The sequence below is a fragment of the Cupriavidus sp. PET2-C1 genome (assembly GCF_054515855.1).
The window spans coordinates 1,077,019-1,101,157 of sequence record NZ_CM137259.1; the positions used below are offsets into that span (position 1 = coordinate 1,077,019).

The following is a 24,139-nucleotide window of genomic DNA, read 5'->3' on the forward strand; positions in this document are numbered from 1 at the left end:
CGGCTTCTGTCATACTCGCAACGATTATGCGTCCTGCCTTTGATCCCGAATCCCTCCCCATCGTCGCCACCGATACCCGGCACCCGCCGCTGGCCGACGTGCGCCTGCGCCCGGACTTCATCCGCCACCGGCTCCAGTCGCCACCTGCCTGGGACCCCGAGCTGACCGATGAGTCGCGCGTCTATGACCGCAGCCTGAAGCTGCGTGATGCAGCCGTGCTGGTGCCGTTGGTGGAGCGCGAGGATGGGCTGACCGTGCTGCTGACCGAGCGCAACGCCAACCTGAGCGCGCACGCCGGGCAGATCAGTTTCCCCGGCGGCCGCCACGAAGCGTTCGATATCGACCGGACGGCCACGGCGCTGCGCGAAACCGAGGAAGAGGTGGGGCTGGCGCGCGATTATGTGGAAGTGCTGGGTAGCTTGCCCGATTACATCACCGGCACCGGCTTCCATGTGAGCCCGGTGGTGGGTCTGGTCCGCGACGGTTTCACGCTGCGGCCCGATGCGCGCGAGGTTGCCGATGTGTTTGAAGTGCCGCTGGGTTTCCTGATGGACCCGTCGCATCACGAACAGCGCCTGTTTCGCTGGGTGGACGGCGAGCGGCTGTTCTACGCCATGCCGTTCCCGCGCGAGGATGGCGGCCACCGGTTTATCTGGGGCGCCACCGCTGGCATGCTGCGCAACCTCTACCACTTGCTGGCAGCCTGAGGGCCGCCAGCGCGCTCAGGCGGCAGCCGCCGCCGTCCCGGTGCCTCCTTCCCCGATGCAGTGCGGGCAGCTTTGGCCCACCACGTAGTGCGGGCTTTGCTGTTCCTCGGCGGTGACCACGGCGCGGCAGGCAAAACACTGCTTGGGGCCAGCCGGTTCCAGGTTGGGGTTCAGCGCGGTGCGGTAGTCGAAGACAAAGCAGTCGCCCTGATAGTGGCTGCCGCCCACTTCCTCGAAGTACTTCAGGATGCCCCCCTCTAGCTGGTAGACATGCTCGATGCCGGCTTCCTGCATGTGGATGGCGGCCTTCTCGCAACGAATGCCGCCGGTGCAGAACGACACGATGGTCTTGCCCGCGAACTCCGCCTTGTGCGCGGCAATGGCCGGCGGGAAATCGCTGAACTTGGCGATGTCGTAGTCGACCGCCTGCTCGAACGTGCCGACGGCGACCTCAAAGGCGTTGCGTGTATCCAGCATCACTACCGGGCGGCCGGCATCGTCGTGGCCCTGGTCCAGCCAGCGCTTGAGTTCGACCGGCGTCACCGCTGGCGCCCGACCGGCTTCGGGGCGGATCAGCGGCATCTTCATGGTGATGATTTCCTTCTTCTCGCGCACCAGCATGCGCTTGAAGGGCTGGTTTTCCGACAGGCTCTCCTTGGGCGCGATGTCGGCAAAGCGCGGGTCGGCGTGCAGCCAGCCAAGGAAGCCGTCGATGGCCTCGCGCACGCCGGCGAGGAACAGGTTGATGCCTTCCGGCGCGAGCAGGATCGTGCCCTTGAGCCCGTGTGCTTCGCAGCGCGCGCGCATTTCCGGGCGCAAGACCGGGATATCGTCCAGTGAGACGAACTTGTAAGCGGAGATGTTGACGATCTGCATAGGTGGCGCGCGACGGGACCGCGCCTTGCGAGCGCGCGGTAACTGCCTGATTGGAAAGGCGAAATTATAGCGCCTTGCAGGCCTCGTGCCGGGCTTTTCCGAGCGCCCGGCTCAGTCTTGCCATCGGGCACGTCGCGCAAAGAAGGCAGGCGCGGACATGCCGAGCCGGTACAATTACGGCCATGTCTGCACCTCGCTTCGTTCATCTCCGTCTCCATTCCGAATACTCCGTCGTCGACGGCATCGTGCGCCTGGACGATGCCGTCAAGGCCGCGGCCGCCGATGGCATGGGCGCGCTCGCCCTGACCGACCTGGCCAATGCCTTCGGCCTGATCCGCTTCTACAAGGAAGCGCGCGGCGGCGGCATCAAGCCCGTGGTCGGCGCCGACGTCTGGTTGACCAACGCCGACGATCGCGACAAGCCAACACGCTTGCTGCTGCTGGTCCGGGACCGGATTGGCTACCTTAATCTCTGCGTGCTGTTGTCGCGCGCGTGGCTTTCCAACCAGTACCGCGGCCGCGCCGAGATCGACCCCGCCTGGTTCGACGAAGCCGGCGAAGAGGGCCAGCCACTGGCCACCGGCCTGATTGCGCTGTCCGGCGCCATGGGTGGTGACATCGGCATGGCGCTGGCCAATGGCAACGATGCGGCCGCGGCGCAGGCTGCCGCGCATTGGGCAAAGGTGTTCCCGCAGCGCTTCTATATCGAGCTGCAGCGCGCCGGCCTGCCCGGTACCGATGCCTATGTGCAGCAGGCGGTGCAGTTGGCGGCCAGGATGCGCCTGCCAGTAGTGGCAACGCATCCGGTGCAGTTCATGACGCCGGACGATTTCACCGCGCACGAGGCGCGCACCTGCATCGCCGAAGGGGAGTTGCTGGCCAACCCCCGCCGCGTGCGGCGCTTCACCACCGACCAGTATTTCAAGACCCAGGACGAGATGTGCGCGCTGTTCGCCGACATCCCGTCCGCGCTGGAAAACGCCGTGCAGATCGCGCGCCGCTGCAACCTGACGCTGGAACTGGGCAAGCCGCGCCTGCCGTTGTTTCCTACGCCCGATGGCATGTCGCTCGACGACTACCTTGTGCACCTGGCCAAGGAAGGCCTGGAAAAGCGCATGGCGGTGCTGTTCCCCGACGAAGCCGTGCGCGAGGCCAAGCGCCCCGAGTACTACGCGAGGCTGGAGTTCGAGACCGGCACCATCATCAAGATGGGCTTCCCCGGCTACTTCCTGATCGTGGCGGACTTTATCAACTGGGCAAAGAACAACGGCGTGCCGGTTGGGCCGGGACGGGGCTCTGGCGCCGGTTCGCTGGTGGCCTATGCGCTCGGCATTACCGATCTGGACCCGCTCAAGTACGCGCTGCTGTTCGAACGGTTCCTGAACCCGGAACGGGTTTCGATGCCCGACTTCGACATCGACTTCTGCCAGCAGGGACGTGATCGCGTTATCACGTACGTGAAGGAGAAGTACGGCCACGCCGCGGTATCGCAGATTGCTACCTTCGGCACCATGGCCGCCAAGGCCGCGGTGCGCGACGTGGGCCGCGTGCTCGACCTGGGCTATGGCTTTGTCGACGGCATCGCCAAGCTGATTCCTTTCAAGCCGGGCAAGCTCGTCACCATCGAGGAAGCCAAGAAGGAAGAGCCGCTCCTGACCGAGCGCGAGAAGAACGAAGAAGAAGTGCGCCAGCTGCTGGAGCTGGCGCAGCGCGTGGAAGGCATGACGCGTAACGTCGGCATGCACGCCGGCGGCGTGCTGATCGCCCCGGGCAAGCTGACGGATTTCTGCCCGCTCTACACCCAGGGTGCGCAGAACGATGGCATGAGCGGTGTGGTCAGCCAGTACGACAAGGACGACGTGGAAGCCGCCGGCCTGGTCAAGTTCGACTTCTTGGGCCTGACCACGCTGACCATCCTGGACTGGGCCGAGCGCTATATCCGCAGGCTCGATCCGTCCATGGCGGACTGGAACTGCAGCCACATCCCGCTCGACGACAGCAAGGCATTCGACATCCTCAAGACGGCCAACACGGTCGCAGTGTTCCAGCTGGAAAGCCGCGGCATGCAGGGCATGCTGAAGGACGCCAAGCCTGACCGCTTTGAGGACATCATCGCGCTGGTGGCACTCTACCGCCCGGGCCCGATGGACCTGATCCCCAGCTTCTGCGCCCGTAAGCACGGCCGCGAGAAGGTGGAGTACCCCGACCCGCGCGTCGAGCCGGTGCTCAAGGAGACCTATGGCATCATGGTCTACCAGGAGCAGGTGATGCAGATGGCCCAGATCATCGGCGGCTACTCGCTGGGCGGCGCCGACTTGCTGCGCCGCGCCATGGGCAAGAAGAAGGCCGAGGAAATGGCCCAGCACCGCGAGCTGTTCCGCGAGGGCGCGGCCAAGAACGGCCTGACCGCGGAGAAGGCGGACGATACCTTCGACCTGATGGAGAAGTTCGCGGGCTACGGCTTCAACAAATCGCACGCGGCCGCTTACGCATTGCTGGCCTACTACACGGCCTGGCTCAAGGCGCACCATCCAGCCGCGTTCATGGCAGCGAATATGTCGCTCGCCATGGACGACACCGACAAGGTCAAGATCCTCTTTGACGATTGCAAGCTCAACAAGCTCCAGGTGCTGCCGCCTGACGTCAACGCCAGCGAATACCGCTTCGCGCCGACCGATGCCAAGACCATCCGCTACGGCCTTGGCGGCATCAAGGGCTCGGGGCAGGGCGCCATCGAGGACATCCTGCGCGCCCGCGAGGAAAAGCCCTTTGCCGACCTGTTCGATTTCTGCGAGCGCGTCGACCGCCGGCAGGTCAACCGCCGCACCATCGAGGCGCTGATCCGCGCCGGCGCCTTCGACAGCCTCAACGCCAATCGCGGCCAGCTGCTGGCCTCGGTGTCGCGCGCCATGGAAGCCGCCGAGCAGAAGGCCGAGTCGGCCAACCAGGTGTCACTGTTCGACCTGATGGCCGACGCCGGCGAATCGCACCGTCCCGCGCTGGTCGACGAGCCGGCCTGGGCGCCCAAGCGCATGCTGCAGGAAGAAAAGCAGGCGCTGGGCTATTACTTCTCCGGCCACCTGTTCGACGCCTATCGGGACGAAGTCGGCCGCTTCCTCAAGGGCACGCTGGCCGGCCTGGAAAAGGAAGTGCAAGGCAATGGCGGCGGCTACGGCCGCGACGTGCGAGGCAAGGTCATCGCCGGTGTCATCACCGGCATGCGCACCCAGATGACGCAGCGCGGCAAGATGCTGATCGTCTTGCTTGACGACGGCACCGGGCAGGTCGAGATGACGGTGTTCAACGAATTGTTCGATGCCAACCGCCATATGTTCCGCGAGGACGAGATGGTGATCGTGCAAGGCAACGCCCGTCACGACACCTTTACCGGTGGCGTGCGCTTCACCGCTGAATCGGTGATGGACCTGGTGGCGGCGCGCGCCAAGTACGCCGAGGCGGTCGGCCTGGCGTTCAACGGCAATGCCTCCACGGAACTGCTGCGCGAGTTGCTCACGCCCTACCTGGCGAGTGTGGCCAATGCGCCAGGCGTGCCGGTGCGCGTGAGCTACGCCACCACCGGCGCGCGCTGCGAGGCGGAGCTGGGACGGCAGTGGCTGGTCACGCCGTCCGACGATGCCTTGGCAAGCTTCCGCGCGGCCCTGTCGGGCGAGAACGTCCGCATGCTCTACGGCTGACCCGGGCTTGCCGGTCTGGGCGGCAACGGCATTGCGCCGCCCAGACCGGCATTGCTGCCGTCCATCCCGTCTTTTCATGGATTACACAAGCCCCGCATGGCCAAGCAACGCATCCTCTTCCACCTGACCCACTTCCTGCGCGGCGGCATCGAGACCTCGCTGGTGTCGCTGCTGGCCTCGCTGGATCGAGAGCGCTTCGAGATCGGCCTGACGCTGACCTATCCGACCGAAGCGCTGGAGACGCACTTCCGCGCCATGCTGCCGCCGGACGTCAAGATCCATATCCTCGCGCCGGAGGCCTGGCTCTCGCGCTGCCGGCAACTGAAAAAAGCCGGCAAGCTGGGCCCGTTGGGCAAGATTTATGAAGAAGTGCTGCTGCCGCCGCTGCGCAAGCCGCTGGTCAACCGGCGCTTTCGCGGCATCGCGCGGGACTATGACCTGGTGATCGACTACGACATGTCGCTGTCGCGGCTGACCGGTCGCCTGCCGGTGCCGATGATCGGCTACCAGCATTTCAGCGTGGCGCACCTGGAGCGCGAGAACCGCCGCAAGCTGCGCAAGCTGCGACGCCAGTGCCGTGAGCACTATGACCGCATCGTGGTGCTCAACGACAGCATGCTGGCCGACGCGCGGGCGCTGATTCCCGAGGCCGCCGGCAAGTTCATCCGCCTGTACAACGCCACCGACCTCGATCGCATCCGTGCGCTCGGCAAGGCGCCTTTCACGCCGCCGGCCCATCCGTACATCGTTTCGGTGGGGCGGCTGGAAGAAAGCCAGAAGGATTTCACCACGCTGCTGCGGGCCTACGCGGCGCTGGTCAGGGGCACGGGCTTGTGCGAGCGGCTGGTGCTGGTCGGCGACGGCGCTTCTCGCGGGCGCCTCGAAGCGCTCGCGCGCGAGCTCGGCATCAGCGAGCGCGTCAGCTTTGCCGGTTTCCAGGCCAATCCCTATGCATGGATCCATCATGCGCGGCTGATGGCGTTCAGCTCCAAGATGGAGGGGCTGCCCAATGTGCTTCTCGAAGGCATGGCGCTGGGCCAGCTGGTGGTGAGCACCGATTGCCCGGTGGGCCCGCGCGAGATCCTGGCCGAGGGCAAGGCCGGCCTGCTGACGCCGGTTGGCGATGTGCCCGCGCTGGCGGAGGCGATCCGCCGCGGGCTCGAGGACGCGCCGCTGCGCGCCAGGCTGCTGGCCTACGCGGCTGTCCACATCGAGCAGATGGGCTTTGGCCCTACCTCCGCGGCCTTCAGCGCTTGCGTCGACGATCTGCTGGGCGCGCCTCAGGCAGGGGCGGCAGCCCCTACCGTAGGGGCGTCTGCTGTTCGCTCTTCTGCTGCAGGTACCACAGCTTGATGTACTTGTAGTAGCTGGCCTGGCCATTCATCAGCGCCACACCGAGCCCCTGCGCGCCGTCCAGGAAACCGCGGCGCAGCAGGTAAGTGCGCAGGAACGCCCAGGCGCCATGCAGCACGGCGCTGGCGGGCGACGCCGTCTTGCCGCGCGCGAGGCCCTGCTGGGCGCCGAGGCTGGAGTATTTGTCGATCTTTTGCAGCACCTGCGAGAAATCGTCGTAGGTGTAATGCAGCAATGGCGAATTGAGCCTGCCGACTGGTGCATCGGCTACCACGCGCTCGTGCACGAGATCGTCGGTGAAGCGGGCGTGGCCACGGCGGAACAGCCGTGTGACGTAGTCGGGGTACCAGCCGCCGTGGCGGATGAAGCGGCCGCAAAATCGCGACAGCCTAGGTACCTCGTACGCATCGGACTGGCCGGACGCCACTGCGGCGAGAATTTCGTCGCGCAGCTCGGGGGTGACCCGTTCGTCCGCGTCGATGGAGAAGATCCAGTCGCCGTCGGCCTTGGATACCGCCAGGTTTTTCTGGACGCCGAAGCCAGGCCAATGCTCGGTTTCGAAGACCTCCGCGCCCAGGCTCCGGGCCAGCTCGACCGTGCCGTCCCGGCTACCTGAATCCACTATAATCGCGCGGTCGCACCAGGACACGCTTTCCAGGCACTCCCGGATGTTGTGTGCCTCGTTTTTTGTAATCAGTACGACTGAGATTTTCATAGAGCTTGTTTATGATGTTTCGTGCCGGAAAAGTGACCGCTTTTACCAATGCGCTAGTTCTGGCATTTCCAATCCTGCTGCTCTGCGTGCCGAAAGGCGCCGGTATTTTCCTGGGCGCCATCTTGCTGCTGGCGCTGATTGTCCATCGCGGCTTGAGGCCCATGTTTGCGCAATATCGCGCCACGCTGTACCCCATCGGGCTCGCTATTCTAGCTTTGGTGCTTGTCTTCCTGGGTTCCAAGCTCCATTTCAACGTTCCCTGGAACGTGATGGATAACCCTTCTCGCATTCTCCTGTTGTTGGTGACATGCCTGGTTATCCTCAAGATCGCGCCAGACCCGCGGCGGCTCTGGAGTGGCATCACAATCGCTTTGGCGATTAGCCTGGCGGTTGTCCTGTTCCAGCGCTGGGTTCTCGACGACCCACGGCCGTCGGCGTGGACCCAGGCCATCGCCTTCGGGAACATGGTTGCCGCATTGGGGTTGATTGGTTTCGTGCGGCCTGGGATCAGCCGCAAGGCGCATCTGATTGCCTGGCTGGATCTGGCGCTCGCCGGTTCGGTGCTGATTGTGAACGGCACGCGCGGAGCGTGGCTGGCCTTGTGTATCACGATGATCCCGCTGCTCTTTGTTCGTTACCCGAGCATGAGGCCGGGGAAGTTCTTTGGCGCCGTGGCGCTTATCGCCGCCTTGGCTGCGGGACTCTATCTGGCGCCTGGCAGCCCCGTCGCGCAGCGGGTTGACCTTGTGCGGGGACAGTGGGAGCAGTTCCAGCAGGGGAACACCGAGACTTCGGTAGGGGCACGGCTGAAGCTCTGGCAAATGGCGGTGGAATTGATCCACTTGCATCCCTGGCTCGGTGTCGGGGTCGGACAGTTTGCGCGGATTCCCCAAGCTTCCATCTTCTGCAAGGAGCATGGGTCGTCTGACGTTTGCACCCTTGAGCATGCGCACAACGATGTGCTCGAAGCGGCGGCGACAATGGGCATGCCCGGCATGCTGGCTTTGCTGGGCCTGTTCCTGGTTCCTGGTGTCCTGTTCTGGCGGCTGCTGCGCGTATGCTGCCGCAATGCCAACTCACTTGGCGTCAGCGTGTGCGCTTCCGGCATCGGCGTCGTCATGGCCAGCCTGATCAGCGGCCTGACCCAAGTGACGATGGCGCACCAGGCAAATATTGTTTTTTATGCCGGCGTCATCGGGCTGTTGCTCGGGCTGGCCGCGGTACAAGCAAAGTATCCCCGCGCCGACGGGGTGGAGAAAACGTGAAAGCCCAAGAACAAAATGCGCCCCCGGCACAGGAAGCCGACACCCTGAAGCGAGTCTGGTCCTACCTGCGTCCGGAAATGCGCGTCTTCATCGTTGCCATTATCGCGATGGCGGCTGTGGCTGGCGCCGAAGGGATCATGCCCAAGGTCGTCAATGACCTGCTCGACAACGGTTTCGGCGGCGCATATGCCGGCAAGCTCTGGCACGTGCCGGCCCTGCTGGTTGGCGTGGCACTGATACGCGGGGTGGCGCAGTTCGCCTCCGGCTACCTGCTCGCCCTGATCTCCAACCGGGTGCTGCTGAAAATGCGTATGCAGATGTTCGAGCGCATGCTGCATGCGCCCGCGCTGTTCTACCATCGCAATACTGCGGCGTCCCTGATCAATGCGGTGATCTTCGAAGTCAACCAGGTCATGCAGATCCTGACCGGCGTGCTGATCACACTGGTGCGCGATTCGCTCACCGTGTTGGCGCTGCTGGTCTATCTGTTCTATACCAACTGGAGCCTGACGCTGGTGGTGGCTGTGATCCTGCCGGTGATCGGTTTTGTCATGGCCAAGGTCAATCGCCGCCTGCGCCGCCTCAATCGCGATCACCAGGCGCTGACCAACACCGCGGCCTACGTGGTCGAGGAAGCAGCCGGTGGCTACAAGGTGGTCAAGCTGCATGGCGGCGAGGCTTACGAGACGTCGCGTTTCGCGGCCATGGCCGAGCGCCTGCGTGGCTATTCCATGCGCATGGCAGTGGCAGGCGGGCTGAATCAGCCCGTCACGGCATTCCTGGCGGCGCTGGCGCTTTCTGTCATCCTCACCATAGCGATGATCCAGTCGCAGACCAACCACACCACGGTGGGCAGCTTCACCGGCTTTGTGATGGCGATGCTGCTGCTGGTCTCGCCGCTCAAGCACCTGACCGACCTGAACCAGCCGCTGCAGCGCGGCCTGACTGCGGCCGAGATGATCTTCGGCCTGATCGATGAGCCGATCGAGCCGCAAGACGGCGGCCTGCCGCTCGAGCGCGCGCGCGGCGAACTGGTGTTCGAGAAGGTGGGCTTCCGCTACGGCGAGGCCGCCCGCCCGGCATTGGACAACATCAACTTCCACGTCAGCGCCGGTGAAGTCGTCGCGCTGGTGGGGCCGTCGGGCAGCGGCAAGACCACGCTGGTCAACCTGGTGCCGCGCTTCTTCGACCCGACCGAGGGCCGCATCTTGCTGGACGGCAAGACCATCGACGCGTTCTCGCTGCATGACCTGCGCCGCCAGATTGCTTTTGTCAGCCAGGACGTGGTGCTGTTCAACGACACGGTTGCCGCCAACGTGGCCTATGGCGTGCATCCGGCGGCGCAGATCGACATGGCGCGTGTCGAGCGCGCGCTGGCCGCCGCTTACCTGACCGATGTGATCAAGGGCCTGCCGCAAGGGCTGGAGACCAATATCGGCGACAACGGCATGAAGCTGTCCGGCGGCCAGCGCCAGCGCATGGCGATCGCGCGCGCGCTGTACAAGGACGCGCCGATCCTGATTCTCGACGAAGCCACCTCGGCGCTCGACTCCGAATCGGAGCGCCAGGTGCAGGCCGCGCTGGAAGCCCTGATGGTTGGCCGAACCACGCTGGTCATCGCGCACCGCCTGTCCACCATCGAGAACGCCGATCGCATCGTGGTGCTCGACCACGGGCGCGTGGCGGAGCATGGCACCCACGACGAACTGCTCTCGGCCGAGGGACTCTACGCCGGGCTGCACAGGATCCAGTTCGCCACGCAGTAAGACGGCGCAGCCGGCCAGATTTCCGCTGCCCGCGGCAGCTAGCGCGGGCGGTTCATGCGCAGTGCAAAGAGGGGAGCACCCCCGAAGGAGACCACCATGACCGCATCGCCGCCACTCAGCCGTTACCCGGTTCCCGCCATCGCTGATCTGCCCGAGGACATCCGGGCTCGCATCCTGGAAGTCCAGGACAAGGCCGGCTTCGTGCCGAACGTGTTCCTGACGCTGGCCCACCGGCCGGATGAGTTTCGCGCCTTCTTCGCCTACCACGATGCGCTGATGCTCAAGGAGGGCGGCCTCTCCAAGGGCGAGCGCGAGATGATCGTGGTGGCCACTTCGGGCGCCAACCAGTGCCTGTACTGCGTGGTGGCGCACGGCGCCATCCTGCGCATCTACGAGAAAAAGCCGACGCTGGCCGACCAGGTAGCCGTCAACTACCGCAAGGCCGACATCACGCCGCGCCAGCGCGCCATGCTCGACTTCGCCCTCAAGGTTTGCGAGGCCTCGGCCGAGGTTGGCGATGCCGATTTCGCGGCGTTGGCCAAGCATGGGTTCAGCCACGAGGATGCCTGGGACATCGCGGCCATCACCGCCTTCTTCGGCCTGTCCAACCGCATGGCGAACACCATCAGCATGCGGCCGAACGAAGAGTTCTACCTGATGGGGCGCGTGCCGAAGGCTAAGTAGCGCCTCTGGATGCGCACCCGCCTCCTTGTTCCACTTCTCTCGATCCGCCCGTCGCCTTGAATCCCGTCTCGCTCTTTTTTGCCCAGGCCTGCCTGGTGGTCGGTACACCGTTCATCCTGTGGCGCGGGCTGCGCATCGGCAGCATCGTGCCGCTGGTGGCCATGCAGATCGTGGGCGGCATCCTGCTCGGGCCGTCCCTGCTTGGCGCACTGTGGCCGCAAGGCTGGCAGGCCCTGTTCGGGCCGGCGCAGCTATCCGCGCTCTCCGGGCTGCAATGGCTGGCGGTGGTGCTGTTTGCCTTCCTCTCCGGCTTGCACATCGGCGGCGCGCAGCAGCCAGGGATACGGCGCATTGCGATGGCGGCCGCGCTGGGCAGCGTGCTGGTGCCGTTCGCGCTCGGCACGGCAGCCGGCGCCTGGCTGGCCTACGCCACGCCGGAAGCCGTAGGGCACGCGGCATCCGCCTGGCAATTCGCTTTCGCCGTGGGGGTTTCCATGGCGGTGACGGCGCTGCCGGTGCTGGGGGCGATCCTGCGGGAAATGAAGCTGTCCGACTCCGTGCCCGGCCAGCTGGCGGTCGGCTGCGCCGCCTTCAGCGATGCGGCTATCTGGCTGGTGCTGTCGGCCATCCTTGCCAGCGCGGGCCGTTCCTCAACCTATGACTTCCTGCGGCTGGCTTGCCTGGGCCTTGCCTACGTCGGTGCGATGCTGTGGCTGGTACGCCCGCTGCTGGCGCGCATGCTGCCACGGATGGCCGCCGTTGATGCGCGCCTGGCGCTGGTCGCGGTGCTGATCTTCGGCTCGGCGCTGATTTCCGAATCGATCGGCCTGCATTACATCCTCGGCGGCTTCCTCGCGGGCGTCGTGCTCCCGCGCGATGCGGCCGGCGAGCTCCGGCGCCAGCTCGAGCCCGCCACCGTGGTGGTCCTGATGCCGTTCTTCTTCCTGATGACCGGGCTGCGTACCGACATCGCCATCGGTGGCCAGGCGACGCTTCTGGTGTTCGCCCTGAGCACCATGGTCGCGGTGGCCGGCAAGGTGGTCGGGACCGCATTGCCGGCGCGCCTGGCCGGCCTGCCGCGGCGTGAGGCCTGGATGCTGGGCGCGCTGGTCCAGACCAAGGGGCTGATGGAAGTGGTCGTGCTGGGGATCTTGTTCGAAGCCGGGCTGATCGGCATGACGGCCTTCTCCGGCCTGCTGCTGATGGCGCTGGCCACCACCGTGCTGGCCAAGCCGCTGACGCGCGCGCTGTCGCGCCTGCGCGAGCGCTGAGCCGCGCTTGCCGTCAAGCGCCAGGCAGCGCTAGCGGATCTGCGCGCATGCGCCGCTGCGCGGATCGAACAGCACCGGCCACGCCTGCTCGTAGATGCCCGGGGTGCAATGCTGTTCGCAATGCGCATGCGCCAGCGTAACGCGCCGCGGGTCCTGCCAGACCATCAGCGTGCAGCCGCTGCCATCAATCGCTTGCAGTTCGATATGCGGGGTCTTGCGCACCTGGCGGAACTCGGTGAGATCGAAATGGCAGGAGCCATGCCGGCCCACCCACAGCTTCCAGCTCAGGCTGCGCACATCGTTGCTGGCCACCCGCATATGGGCATCCTCGCGAAAGCCGTCTTCCTCCGTGCGCTGGCAATCGGCGGCGATATCGATGTCGTGCGGGGGAATGGGCGTGGCGCGTTCCCGCGCCACGGGGCCGGGGGCCTTTTGTGTCTCGGGTGCGCGCGCAGCCGGCGGGGAGGGCGGAGGCAATGTCACCGTGCATGCCGCCAACGCGGCAGCTAACGGCCACAACAGCAAGCGCTTCTTCTTCATGGTGACTCCTTGCGCCCGGTGCCCGCGAGGCAATCTGACTGCCAGCACCTGTCTCCATATTTATAGAGGATGGGGCAAGGAAGGCGAGCACAAAGCGTGCGGACGCACACCGCACTCGCTACTTCGGCGCGGCGCCGCTGCCCTCCGAGGCAAGGGGGCCGGCAAGCGCGAGCTGACGGCGAAGCGCTTCCGTGGTGTGGCCCTGTCCGTCGGGGCGCCATCCGGGCGGCAGGAGGAGAAAACCGAGCATCGCACCCAGGCTGCGCGCTTGCGCCAGGTCCCGTCCAAGGTCGAGCCACTGCTGGAACTCGACACGCAGCGGATTGCGCGAGCGCATCGGGGTGACCAGCCCATAGCGGCACGGCACGTCGTCGCGCTCGGCCACGTAGGTGCCGAAGAGCCTGTCGAAGACGATCAGCACGCCGCCGAAGTTGGCATCCAGGTATTCGATATTGGCAGCGTGATGAACCCGATGCGCGGACGGCGTGTTCAGGACATATTCCAGCCAGCCGAGCCGCGGGATCCAGGCCGCGTGAATCCAGAATTGGTAGAGCAGGTTCAGCGACAAGGTCGCGATCACCACCTCGGGCGGAAAGCCCAGCCACACCAGGGGCGTGAAAAACAGCGTGGTGCCTGTCAGCTTGCCGGTCCAGCCAAGGCGGTAAGCCGTCGACAAGGTGAGCTGGTTGGGCGAGTGATGGACGGCGTGCGTGGCCCAGAAGAAGCGCACGCGGTGCGCCGCGCGGTGGTACCAGTAGTAGCAGAACTCCTGGCCGAAGAACAACGCCAAGCCCAGCAGCCAGCTATTGAGCACGATGGTTTGCAAGCGGTGTTCCCAGGCTAGCGCGAATACGGGCGCCGCCAGCGACAAGGGCAGGAAGACCAGGATCTTGCGCCCGGCCAGGTCTACCAGTGACAGCCACGCCTCATGCCAGTCGAACGTGCCGGGCTTGCGCCAGTGCAGCACCAGCGCTTCCATCAGGGACGCGCCGACCACCACCGGCAAGGCATAAAGCTGAAGGATTTCAAGACGGGTCATGACCGCTCCCGGAGCATGGGGGGATAGTATGCGGATGATTATATGAGCTAGTATCAGGTTTGCTTACTCGCGTTCCGGAGTCCCCGCCATGACCCTGCAAACCCGTGAAGACAACAGCCCTAAGCGGCGCCGGCCGATGCAAGCGCGGTCCCTGGAGAAGCTGGAACTCATATTTGAGTCGACCATCCGCCTCCTGGACAAGGAGGGGCTGGAGGGGTTGAGCACCAACCGGATCGCCGAGGTGGCCGGCATCAGCATCGGCACGCTCTACCAGTACTTCTCGAACAAGCAGGAAGTGATGGAAGCACTGGGGCGCCGGGAGATCGAGAGCGTGATGGAGCGCCTGGGCCTCTTGCTCAGCACGCCCGGCACGGCCGACCCCACGGCGCGCGCCAGGCTACTGGTGCGTGCATTGCTAAGTGCATTTGGCGGCCGTCACCGCGTACGCAAACTCTTGCTGGAGGTAGCGCTGGCTTCGGGCAGCAGGCACGCGCTGGAAGGCTCCGCGGCGCAGGTCGCGCAGTGGCTCAGCTCGGGCCATGCCGTCGACGTCGAGAACCGCGCGCTTGTCATGCGGCCGATGGCCGCCTTCGTCCTGACGCAGGCCGTCATGGGCGTGATGCGCAGCGCGCTGGCGGCGGACGAAACCCTGCTGGCCGATCCTGAACTGGAGGCCAACCTGGTGCGCTTGATCCGGGGATTCCTGAATGAGGGTGCTGCGCGGCATCAGGCAGCCGCGGGGGATGCCTGATGCCGTTGCTGATTACATCAGAATGATGTCGTACTGTTCCTGGTGGAATGTCGATTCCACCTGCAGCGAGATTGGCTTGCCGATGAAGTCGCCGAGCATGGCCAGATGCTGGCTTTCTTCTTCCAGGAACAAATCGATCACGTGCTGCGAGCCAAGGATGCGGAACTCGCGCGGGTTGAACTGGCGCGATTCGCGCATGATCTCGCGCAGGATGTCGTAGCAGACCGTGCGCGGCGTCTTGACCTGGCCCTTGCCCGTGCATACCGGGCACTGCTCGCACAGCACGTGCGCGAGAGACTCGCGCGTGCGCTTGCGGGTCATCTCCACCAGCCCCAGCTGCGAGAAGCTGTTGACGGTGATGCGGGTGCGGTCGCGCGACAGCGCGCGCTTGAGTTCCGAGAGCACCTGGTCGCGGTGCTCGGTGTTTTCCATATCGATGAAATCGATGATGATGATGCCGCCCAGGTTGCGCAGCCGCAGCTGGCGCGCGATGGTATGCGCCGCTTCCAGGTTGGTCTTGAAGATCGTGTCGTCGAAGTTGCGCGCGCCGACGTAGCCACCGGTATTGACGTCGATGGTGGTCATGGCCTCCGTCTGGTCGATCATCAGGTAGCCGCCGGACTTCAGGTCGACCCGGCGCGACAGCGCCTTCTCGATCTCGGCGTCGATATTGAAGAGGTCGAAGACGGGGCGCTCGCCAGTGTAGTGCGACAGGCGTGGCAGCACCGCGGGGGTGTACTCCTGGGCAAACTCGACCAGCTTCTGGAAGTTCTCGCGCGAGTCCACCTGGATCACGTTGGTGGCATCGTTGACGAAGTCGCGCAGCACGCGCTGGGCCAGGTTGAGGTCCTGGTAAAGCAGGTTGGGCGCGGGCAGCGTGGTGGCATTCTGGCGGATCGAAGCCCAGATCTTGCGCAGGTAGGCGATGTCGTTGCCGAGTTCTTCGTTGCTGGATTCTTCGGCGATGGTGCGCACGATGAAGCCGCCGCGCTCATCCGCCGGCACCAGCCCTTGCACGCGGGCGCGCAGCGCTTCGCGGTCGACCTCGCCCTCGATGCGCTGGGAGATGCCGATGTGCGGGTCCTGCGGCAGGTAGACCAGGGTGCGCCCCGCGATGCTGACCTGCGTTGACAAGCGCGCGCCCTTGGTGCCGATCGGGTCCTTGATGACCTGGACCATCAGGGCCTGGCCTTCGTAGAGTGTCTTTTCGATGGCAAGCGGCGCGGCGTTGGCGTTCTTGTCCGGATCGCGCGGGTGCCAGATGTCGGCGACGTGGAGGAAGGCGGCGCGCTCCAGCCCGATATCGATGAAGGCGGACTGCATGCCGGGCAGCACGCGCACGACCTTGCCGAGGTAGATATTGCCGACGAGCCCGCGCGACAGCGTGCGCTCGACGTGGAGTTCCTGCACGGCGGCCTGCTGCACGATGGCCACGCGTGTTTCCTGCGGTGTGATGTTGACGAGGATGTCTTCAGTCATAGTGGATGAAACTCGTCGCCGGCTGACCGGCCAGGTGGTTGTCCGCATTGTGCTGCCATGCTTCCCGCGGGCGCTGCCGTGGCCAGGGTGGCAGCAGCTTGAAGCGCGAACGGATGGGCGGCGGCGGGGTTCTCAGAACCGCAGATGGGCCTGTCTGAGCAGCGAAGCCGTCTCGAACAGGGGCAAACCCATGATACCCGAATAGCTGCCGTCGATTCGCTCGACGAACTCGGCGGCGCGGCCCTGGATGCCATAGGCACCGGCCTTGCCGGCGGGTTCGCCGCTGGCAACGTAGGCGGCAATCTCGTCGGCGGCCATGGTGCGAAAGCTCACTTCGGAAACCGACAGCGCGTGGCGCTGGCCGAGCGCGGAAACCACGGTTACCGAGGTCAGCACGCGGTGGGTGCGCCCGGACAGGGCGGCCAGCATGCGGGCGGCATCGGCGTCGTCGGCGGGCTTGCCGAGGATTTCGCCGTCCAGGCAGACGGTGGTGTCCGAGGTCAGGATGGGGGCGTCGGGCAGGGCGCGCCGCTCGCGCCGGCGCAGCGCGGCTTCGGCCTTGAGCGCGCATACGCGCTGCACGTAGTCGTCCGGGCTTTCACCCGGCAACACGACTTCCAGCGCCTCGGCGTCTTCATCGCCGTCGGCCAGCAGCAGTTCGTAGGCGACACCAAGCTGGGTCAGCAGCTCGCGCCGGCGCGGGCTCTGGGAGGCGAGATAGAGGAAGGTATGGGTCACGGCAGGGCAGTGGGGGTAGGGCATGCCAAATGCGGCTGCGGCGCATGCGCCGCTTCGGTCGCATTGTACCCTCGGCCTCGCCCGGCGCGCGACACGGGTGCGCCTGGTTTCAGGCGCGGTGGTAGGGGTGGTTCTGCGTGACCGACCAGGCGCGGTAGAGCTGCTCAGCCAGCAGCACGCGCACCATGCCGTGCGGCATGGTCAGGCTGGACAGGCGCAGCAGGGTTTGCGCGCGGGCCTTCAGGGCGGGATCGAGGCCATCGGCGCCGCCGATCAGGAAGGCGACATCGCCGCCTTCGCGCTGCCAGTCGCCCAGCTGGGCGGCAAGCTGCACCGTGGTGAGGTCGCGCCCGCGCTCGTCCAGCGCCACGATGCGGCATTGCTTAGGCAGCGCCGCCTCGATGCGGGCCGCCTCGCGTTGCATCACGGTGGTGGCGTTATTGCTCGACGAGCGCGTCTCGGGCTTGATCTCGCGCAGCTCGATGCGCAGCTCGGGCGGCATGCGCTTCGCGTACTCCGCGAATCCGGTCTCGATCCAGCCGGGCATCTTGTGGCCAACGGCCACGATCAGCAACTGCATGGCGGGAAGCGGGCCGGTCCGGCTCAGGCCGAGCGCGTGGCGCGCTTGCGCGCGACCGGTGCCTTGGCGGCTGCCGTCTTGGCCGGTGCCTTGGCGGCAGTCTTGGTCGCAGCCGTCTTGGTGGCGGTCTTGGTAGCGGTCTTGCGTGCCACGCCGGTGCCGGCTGCGGTCTTGCGCGGTGCGGCCGTCTTGGCCGGTGCCTTGCGTGCCGGCGCCGAGCCCAGCGCGCTGGTCAGGCGTTTTTGCACGGTCGGGGCGCGGTTGGTGGCGATGGCGTCCGGGTCCGTATCTTCGTGGCCAAGCGGCGGCGAAGGCTCTTTCATGCCTTCAGGCAGACGGGCCAATGCCGGGCGCAGGCCGGTGGCGCGGCGCGCGGTGCGCACGACCGGAGCCTCGTCTTCGTCCTCGCCGTCAATCGGCTCGCTGGCCTTGGCCAGGCCCTTCTTGGCCGTGGACAGCTTCAGACGTACCGGCTTGTCACCCCAGAGTTCTTCCAGGTTGTAGTACATGCGCAGCTGCGGCTGCATGATGTGGACGACGGCGTCGCCGCAGTCGACCAGCACCCATTCGCCCGTTTCCAGCCCTTCCACCGCAACGATATGGCCGCCGGCTTCCTTGACGGTGTCGCGGACCGAGGCGGCCAGCGCCTTGGTCTGGCGGTTCGAGCTCCCGCTGGCGATCACCACCCGGTCGAACAGCTCGGTCAGGTGGGTGGTGTCGTACACCTTGATGTCCTGCGCTTTGACATCTTCGAGGCCGTCGACGATGGCGCGTTGCAGTTTGCGAATATCCATGGTGCTTTTTTCAGTTCAGCTGAGATCGGTTTGGGGGCGGGCCGGGATGGGCAGATCCGACTGCGTCGGCCGATACAGGCCGCGGCTCGCGATGTAGTGTGCCACGCCGGACGGCAGCTGGTCATCTGCCTGTTGTCCGGCAGCCAGGCGTTGGCGTAGGGCGGTGGAGGAGAGGTCGACGGCGAGCGTCTGGTCGATCCACATGCGGCCGGAGGGCATGGATTGTATCAGGTCGGTGGACGCACGCCGTTGCGCGAGCTCCTGGCGCACCGGACCGTCCAGTTCCGCGAGGTCGAAACCGGGCCGTGTCGCCACGCAAAGATGGACGTGCGCAAACAGGGCTTGCCAGCCATGCCAGGTGTGCAGGCGCAGCAGTTGGTCGGCGCCCATGAGCCACGCCAGCGAGGCATCGGGGCCATAGTGCTCGCGCAGTTCATGCACGGTATCGACGGTGTAGCTGGGGCCGGCGCGGTCGACTTCCATGCGGCTGGCATGGACCAGCGCGCGCGTGTCGGACAACGCCTGCGCGGCCAGTTCGGTCATGGCGAGGCGGTCGGCGGCGGGGGTGACGTCGTCGCCTTTTTGCCACGATTGGCCGGTCGGGATCCAGACCAGCTCGTCGAGTTCGAGATGTTCGATGCAGAGGCGGGCGAGCGCCACGTGGCCGATGTGGGGCGGATCGAAAGTGCCGCCGAGAATGCCGAGGCGGTAGGGGCGGTTGTTCTTGGTCGGGCCTGCTGCGTCTGCCGCGTTGGCGGTGAGCGATCGTGCGATGTCGTGTGCCATGGGGTTGCCGTCAGGCCCACTCGCGCACGGGCAGGAAGTCCGTGTACAGCGCGGCCTCCGCGCTGCCCGGTTCCGGCTGCCAGTCGTAGCGCCAGCTGGCCAGCGGCGGCATCGACATCAGGATCGACTCGCTGCGGCCGCCCGATTGCAGCCCGAAGTGCGTGCCGCGGTCGAACACCAGGTTGAACTCGACATAGCGGCCGCGCCGGTAGGCCTGGAACTCCCGCTCGCGCTCGCCGTAAGCCGTGTCCTTGCGCGCTTGCAGGATCGGCAGGTAGGCGTCCAGGAAGGCGTCGCCGACCGATTGCATCATGGCAAAGCTGCGCTCGAAGCCGAGCGCGGAGAAGTCATCGAAGAAGATGCCGCCAATGCCGCGCGCTTCGCCGCGGTGCTTGAGGAAGAAATACTCGTCGCACCATTGCTTGAAACGCGGGTAGAGGTCATCGCCATAGGGGGCGAGGGCGTCGCGGCAGGTGGCGTGGAAGTGTGCGCAGTCGCCAGCGTCGCCGTAGTACGGCGTCAGGTCCATGCCGCCGCCGAACCACCACACCGGCTCGGCGCCCTCCTTCACCGCCATCAGGCAGCGCACGTTCATATGCACGGTAGGGACAAAGGGATTGCGCGGGTGGAACACCAGCGACACGCCCATTGCCTCGAAGCCCCGCCCGGCGAGCTCCGGCCGGTTGGCGGTAGCCGATGGCGGCAGCGCATCGCCCTGCACATGCGAGAAGCCCACGCCGGCCCGCTCCATCACGGCGCCGCCTTCCAGGATACGGGTGCGGCCGCTGCCGCGCAGGCGCTCGGTGGGCGGCTTCTCCCAGGCATCGGTCGAAAACGCCTTGCCGTCGATGGCGGCGACAGCGTCGGTGATACGGTCTTGCAGACCGAGCAGATAGGCACGGACTGCCTGGGAATCGATCATGGTATGCGGGCGGGTGAGCCGGAGCGGTGACGGCCGGGCAGGTCAGTCAACCTGCCCGGCCGTCATAGCGATGTCATGATTGTACTGGCTGAGGCAACGCCTGGCCGGATTCGGCAAATTCAGCACGAACCACCGTAAAAGGCGAAGAAACCGGAGCGAGCGGCCCATGGCAAGTACCGCAGGGCTCGCCATGGGTCGCGCGGTAGATGGATTCGTCCTTTACCGTTTGATGGCTCGGTAGCCGATGTCGGTACGGTACTGCATGCCGTCGAAGTGGATCTTCTCGGCCGCGCCATAAGCCGCGCGCTGTGCCGCCTTGACGGTATCGGCCAGCCCGACCACGCACAATACGCGTCCGCCCGTGGTCAGCAGCGTGCCGTCCGTGAGCGTGGTGCCGGCGTGGAAGGTCACGCTGTCGTCGGTCTCGGCCGGGATGCCGGTAATGGCATCGCCCTTGCGCGGCGCATCGGGATAGCCAAAGGCGGCCATCACCACGCCCAGCGCGGTGCGGCGGTCCCAGTCCAGTTCGATCTCGTCGAGCTTGCCGTTGACGGCGTGCTCCATCACATCGACCAGGTCGGTCTTCAGGCGCGCCAGGATCGGCTGGGTTTCCGGATCGCCCATGCGGCAATTGAATTCCAGCGTCTTCAGGTTGCCGTCGGCGTCGATCATCAGGCCGGCGTAGAGGAAGCCCGTGTAGGTGATGCCGTCTTTTTCCATGCCACGCACGGTCGGCATGATGATCTCGCGCAGCGCGCGGGCATGCAGCGCGGGCGTGACCACCGGGGCCGGCGAGTACGCGCCCATGCCGCCGGTATTGGGGCCGGCGTCGTGATCGAGCAGGCGCTTGTGGTCCTGGCTGGTGGCGAGTGCCAGGACGTTCTTGCCGTCCACCAGCACGATGAAGCTGGCCTCCTCGCCCTCGAGGAATTCCTCGATAACCACGCGTGCGCCGGCGTCGCCAAGGCGGTTGTCGGCCAGCATCATGTCGACCGCGGCGTGCGCTTCTTCCAGCGTGGCAGCAACCACCACGCCCTTGCCGGCGGCCAGGCCGTCCGCCTTGATCACGATCGGCGCGCCTTGCACGTCGATATACGCGTGCGCCGCGGCGGCGTCGTTGAAGGTCTGGTAGGCGGCGGTCGGGATGCCGTGGCGCTGCATGAAGGCCTTGGCGAAATCCTTGGAGGATTCCAGCTGGGCCGCCGCCTGCGTCGGGCCGAAGATGCGCAGGCCCTTGGCACGGAAGATATCGACGATGCCGGCCGCCAGCGGCGCCTCGGGGCCGACCACCGTGAAGCTCACGCCTTCGCGCTCGGCGAAGGCCGCGAGCACTTCCGGATCGGTCAGGGGAACGTTCTGCAGCCGCTTGTCGAGCGCGGTGCCGCCATTGCCCGGCGCCACGTACACCACCTGCACCTTGGGCGACTGGGCCAATTTCCAGGCCATCGCGTGTTCACGACCACCCGAGCCGACAACCAATACTTTCATGATCTACTGCCAGAAAAAATGACGCATGCGAAATGCGAAAAGCGGCAGCCATGGCTCATCGAACCGCGCTGCCGCCGTGAGGCGAGGCCTTACCCGATCCCCGCCTTACTCCTCGATCACCGCGTTGGTGAAGACTTCCTGCACGTCGTCCAGGTTTTCCAGGGCGTCGAGCAGCTTTTGCATCTTGATGGCGTCGTCGCCGGTAAAGCTGACTTCGTTTTGCGGCTTCATCGTGACATCGGCCATCTCGGCCTTGAAGCCCGCGGCTTCCAGCGCGGCCTTGACCGTGCCGAAATCATTGGGCGGGCACAGCACTTCGATCGAGCCGTCGTCGTTGGTGACCACGTCGTCGGCGCCGGCTTCCAGCGCGGCTTCCATCAGCTTGTCCTCGGGCGTGCCGGGGGCAAACAGGAACTGGCCGCAATGGGTGAACATGAACGCCACGGAGCCTTCCGCGCCCATGTTGCCGCCGTTCTTGGAGAAGGCATGGCGCACTTCGGCGACGGTACGGGTACGGTTGTCGGTCAGGCAGTCGACGATGATCGCCGCGCCGGCAAGGCCGTAGCCCTCGTAGCGGATTTCTTCGTAGTTGACGCCTTCCAGGCCACCCACGCCGCGCTGGATGGCGCGCTGGATGTTGTCCTTGGGCATGTTCGCATCCATTGCCTTGTCCATGGACAGGCGCAGGCGCGGGTTGGAATCGGGGTCAGCGCCGCCGAGCTTCGCGGCGACGGTGATTTCCTTGATCAGGCGGGTCCAGACCTTGCCGCGCTTGGAGTCAGCCGCGGCCTTCTTGTGTTTGATATTGGCCCATTTTGAGTGACCGGCCATGATTCTCTCCGAAGCGGAAAATGTTTGACGTGCGCGCCTTGGCTTTGCGCGCCGGCTGTGCCGGGCGGGCAACGGGTGCTCGCTGGCGGCGCGCCGGGTGGTTTATGTGTCTGTGAGCCGGCCTGGGGGCTGGCATAATCAGCCCAGCATTTTATCACGCGGCCCCGCCGCCGCCGGCCTCCCGATCACGGGAGCCGCCGGGAAGGGCGGGGACGGTCGCGGCGAAAGCGCCGCGCGGCTTGCCAACCAGAGAGACCATGGCCGAACCCATCATCATCGCCAAGAACGCCGAGCTGGAACTTGCCCTGCTGCCTGAGATGGGCAACCGGCACGGCCTGATCACCGGCGCCACCGGCACCGGCAAGACCGTGACCCTGCAAAGCCTGGCCCAGGGCTTCTCCCGGCTGGGCGTGCCGGTCTTCATGGCCGACGTCAAAGGTGACCTGACCGGCATTTCCCAGCCGGGCAAGCTCTCCGACAAGCTCAAGGCCCGCCTGGCCGAGCTCGGCCTGCCCGAGCCGGTGTGGGGCGCCTGCCCCACCACCCTGTGGGATGTGTTCGGGCAAAAGGGCCATCCCGTGCGCGCCACGGTCTCCCATATGGGGCCGCTGCTGCTGTCGCGCATGCTGGAACTCAACGACACCCAGCAGGGCGTGCTCAACCTGGTTTTCCGCATCGCCGACGCCAACGGGCTGCTGCTGCTCGACGCCAAGGACCTGCGCGCCATGCTGCAGTACGTGGGCGACAACGCCGGGCAGTTCACCACCGAATACGGCAATATCTCCGCGGCCTCGATCGGCGCCATCCAGCGCGGGCTGATGGCGCTGGAGTCGCAAGGCGCCGACGTGTTCTTCGGCGAGCCCATGCTCAACCTGGACGACTTCATCCAAACCGAGAACGGGCAAGGCGTGGTGAACATCCTGGCCGCCGACAAGCTGCTGAATTCGCCCAAGCTCTACGCCACTTTCCTGCTCTGGCTGTTGTCGGAGCTGTTCGAGAAACTGCCCGAGGCGGGCGATCTCGACAAGCCCAAGCTGGTGTTCTTCTTCGACGAGGCGCACCTGCTGTTCAACGACGCGCCCAAGGCCCTGCTCGACAAGATCGAACAGGTGGTGCGGCTGATCCGCTCCAAGGGCGTTGGCGTGTATTTCGTCACGCAGAATCCTGTCGACATCCCCGATACCGTGCTGGGCCAGCTCGGTAACCGTGTGCAGCACGCGCTGCGCGCCTTCACGCCGCGTGACCAGAAGGCCGTCAAGGTGGCGGCCACCACCATGCGGGCCAAGCCGGGGCTGGACCTGGAGAAGGCCATCGGGGAACTCGGCGTGGGCGAGGCGCTGGTGTCGTTGCTGGACGCCAAGGGCATTCCCGGCATCACGGAGCGCGCCTGGGTGCTGGCGCCCGGCAGCCGGATCGGCCCGATCACCGACGACGAGCGCAAGCAACTGCTGGCGAACTCGCTGGTGGCCGGCACCTATGAGCAGACCATCGATCGCGAGTCGGCCTACGAGAAGCTCAAGGGCCGCGCCGCCGCGCCTGGGTCTGCCCCCGCCGCTGGCGGCGGCGTACCCGCGCCCGTGCCCACGATTGGCCAGCCCGAAGCCCCGCCCGCGCAGGGCGGCGGCTGGCTGGAACAGGCGGGCGAGATCTTCGGCGGGCTGACCAAGGGCACCGGCAAGACCGGGCGCGGCGATTCCATCCTGGAGTCGATGGCCAAGTCGGCCGCGCGCACGGTAGGCTCGCAGGTCGGGCGCGAGCTGATTCGCGGCGTGCTGGGCAGCTTGCTGGGTTCGGGCAAGAAGAAGTAGGGACGCTGCCCCTAGGCGGCTCCGGCGGGCCACGCCCGGCGAGACAGGCGG

General features: G+C 66.0%; 21 protein-coding genes. 9 read left to right on the forward strand and 12 right to left on the reverse strand.

Annotated features, from left to right (window positions below):
• Positions 1–26 precede the first annotated feature (26 nt).
• Complete coding sequence (locus ACX12D_RS04880; RefSeq protein ID WP_441639440.1) at positions 27–707, forward strand: NUDIX hydrolase; 681 nt, start codon at positions 27–29, stop codon at positions 705–707.
• Between the two features lie 15 nt (positions 708–722).
• On the opposite strand, the gene ACX12D_RS04885 is transcribed toward ACX12D_RS04880, so the two are convergent.
• On the reverse strand, positions 723–1,583 hold the full coding sequence (locus ACX12D_RS04885; RefSeq protein ID WP_459373130.1) for a sulfurtransferase: 861 nt from the start codon (positions 1,581–1,583) through the stop codon (positions 723–725).
• A 182-nt stretch (positions 1,584–1,765) separates the two neighbouring features.
• Here ACX12D_RS04885 and dnaE point away from each other — a divergent pair, with 182 nt between their 5' ends.
• Positions 1,766–5,278: a DNA polymerase III subunit alpha gene (dnaE, locus tag ACX12D_RS04890; protein ID WP_459373131.1), complete on the forward strand. Its 3,513-nt coding sequence runs from the start codon at positions 1,766–1,768 to the stop codon at positions 5,276–5,278.
• 96 nt (positions 5,279–5,374) lie between these two features.
• Entirely contained in the window at positions 5,375–6,631 is a 1,257-nt protein-coding gene (locus tag ACX12D_RS04895) for a glycosyltransferase (protein ID WP_459373132.1), read from the forward strand.
• Here ACX12D_RS04895 and ACX12D_RS04900 read toward each other — a convergent pair.
• On the reverse strand, positions 6,579–7,346 hold the full coding sequence (locus ACX12D_RS04900) for a glycosyltransferase family 2 protein (RefSeq protein ID WP_441639436.1): 768 nt from the start codon (positions 7,344–7,346) through the stop codon (positions 6,579–6,581). The two genes, ACX12D_RS04895 and ACX12D_RS04900, sit on opposite strands and share 53 nt — an antisense overlap.
• An 11-nt stretch (positions 7,347–7,357) precedes the next feature.
• Between ACX12D_RS04900 and ACX12D_RS04905 the strand changes: the two genes are divergently transcribed.
• From ACX12D_RS04905 to ACX12D_RS04920, 4 genes are all read left to right on the forward strand, one after another.
• Positions 7,358–8,611, forward strand: a complete 1,254-nt coding sequence (locus tag ACX12D_RS04905; protein WP_459373133.1) for an O-antigen ligase family protein — start codon at positions 7,358–7,360, stop codon at positions 8,609–8,611.
• Between the two features lie 77 nt (positions 8,612–8,688).
• On the forward strand, positions 8,689–10,377 hold the full coding sequence (gene msbA / locus ACX12D_RS04910) for a lipid A export permease/ATP-binding protein MsbA (RefSeq protein ID WP_459373935.1): 1,689 nt from the start codon (positions 8,689–8,691) through the stop codon (positions 10,375–10,377).
• A 96-nt stretch (positions 10,378–10,473) separates the two neighbouring features.
• Complete coding sequence (locus ACX12D_RS04915) at positions 10,474–11,061, forward strand: peroxidase-related enzyme (RefSeq protein ID WP_309408146.1); 588 nt, start codon at positions 10,474–10,476, stop codon at positions 11,059–11,061.
• A 56-nt stretch (positions 11,062–11,117) separates the two neighbouring features.
• Positions 11,118–12,332 (forward strand): cation:proton antiporter, encoded by a 1,215-nt coding sequence (locus ACX12D_RS04920; protein ID WP_459373134.1) that lies wholly within the window; start codon positions 11,118–11,120, stop codon positions 12,330–12,332.
• A 30-nt stretch (positions 12,333–12,362) separates the two neighbouring features.
• Here ACX12D_RS04920 and ACX12D_RS04925 read toward each other — a convergent pair whose 3' ends face one another.
• Positions 12,363–12,872: a hypothetical protein gene (locus ACX12D_RS04925; protein ID WP_441639431.1), complete on the reverse strand. Its 510-nt coding sequence runs from the start codon at positions 12,870–12,872 to the stop codon at positions 12,363–12,365.
• A 118-nt stretch (positions 12,873–12,990) separates the two neighbouring features.
• Positions 12,991–13,911, reverse strand: a complete 921-nt coding sequence (locus tag ACX12D_RS04930; RefSeq protein WP_459373135.1) for a sterol desaturase family protein — start codon at positions 13,909–13,911, stop codon at positions 12,991–12,993.
• Positions 13,912–13,999: 88 nt separating this feature from the next.
• Between ACX12D_RS04930 and ACX12D_RS04935 the strand changes: the two genes are divergently transcribed.
• Positions 14,000–14,662, forward strand: a complete 663-nt coding sequence (locus tag ACX12D_RS04935) for a TetR/AcrR family transcriptional regulator (RefSeq protein WP_459373136.1) — start codon at positions 14,000–14,002, stop codon at positions 14,660–14,662.
• 12 nt (positions 14,663–14,674) lie between these two features.
• Here the strand turns inward: ACX12D_RS04935 and rng are convergent, their stop codons facing one another.
• The 8 genes from rng to ACX12D_RS04975 all read right to left on the reverse strand — a co-directional run bounded on the left by rng (position 14,675) and on the right by ACX12D_RS04975 (position 22,280).
• Positions 14,675–16,141: a ribonuclease G gene (rng, locus tag ACX12D_RS04940; RefSeq protein WP_043344550.1), complete on the reverse strand. Its 1,467-nt coding sequence runs from the start codon at positions 16,139–16,141 to the stop codon at positions 14,675–14,677.
• Between the two features lie 132 nt (positions 16,142–16,273).
• Positions 16,274–16,903, reverse strand: a complete 630-nt coding sequence (locus ACX12D_RS04945) for a Maf family protein (RefSeq protein ID WP_459373137.1) — start codon at positions 16,901–16,903, stop codon at positions 16,274–16,276.
• A gap of 85 nt (positions 16,904–16,988) precedes the next feature.
• Positions 16,989–17,459: a 23S rRNA (pseudouridine(1915)-N(3))-methyltransferase RlmH gene (gene rlmH / locus ACX12D_RS04950; protein WP_043344552.1), complete on the reverse strand. Its 471-nt coding sequence runs from the start codon at positions 17,457–17,459 to the stop codon at positions 16,989–16,991.
• Positions 17,460–17,482: 23 nt separating this feature from the next.
• Positions 17,483–18,253 (reverse strand): ribosome silencing factor, encoded by a 771-nt coding sequence (gene rsfS / locus ACX12D_RS04955; RefSeq protein ID WP_459373138.1) that lies wholly within the window; start codon positions 18,251–18,253, stop codon positions 17,483–17,485.
• Between the two features lie 15 nt (positions 18,254–18,268).
• Positions 18,269–19,039 (reverse strand): nicotinate-nucleotide adenylyltransferase, encoded by a 771-nt coding sequence (locus ACX12D_RS04960; protein WP_459373139.1) that lies wholly within the window; start codon positions 19,037–19,039, stop codon positions 18,269–18,271.
• 10 nt (positions 19,040–19,049) lie between these two features.
• Complete coding sequence (gene hemF / locus ACX12D_RS04965; RefSeq protein WP_459373140.1) at positions 19,050–19,961, reverse strand: oxygen-dependent coproporphyrinogen oxidase; 912 nt, start codon at positions 19,959–19,961, stop codon at positions 19,050–19,052.
• Between the two features lie 219 nt (positions 19,962–20,180).
• Complete coding sequence (gene purD / locus ACX12D_RS04970; RefSeq protein WP_441639423.1) at positions 20,181–21,449, reverse strand: phosphoribosylamine--glycine ligase; 1,269 nt, start codon at positions 21,447–21,449, stop codon at positions 20,181–20,183.
• A 105-nt stretch (positions 21,450–21,554) separates the two neighbouring features.
• The gene (locus tag ACX12D_RS04975; RefSeq protein ID WP_441639422.1) at positions 21,555–22,280 is read right to left on the reverse strand and encodes a YebC/PmpR family DNA-binding transcriptional regulator; all 726 of its coding nucleotides are present in this window, start codon (positions 22,278–22,280) and stop codon (positions 21,555–21,557) included.
• A 257-nt stretch (positions 22,281–22,537) separates the two neighbouring features.
• Here ACX12D_RS04975 and ACX12D_RS04980 point away from each other — a divergent pair, with 257 nt between their 5' ends.
• Entirely contained in the window at positions 22,538–24,088 is a 1,551-nt protein-coding gene (locus tag ACX12D_RS04980; RefSeq protein WP_459373141.1) for a helicase HerA-like C-terminal domain-containing protein, read from the forward strand.
• The last annotated feature ends 51 nt before the right edge of the window (positions 24,089–24,139 follow it).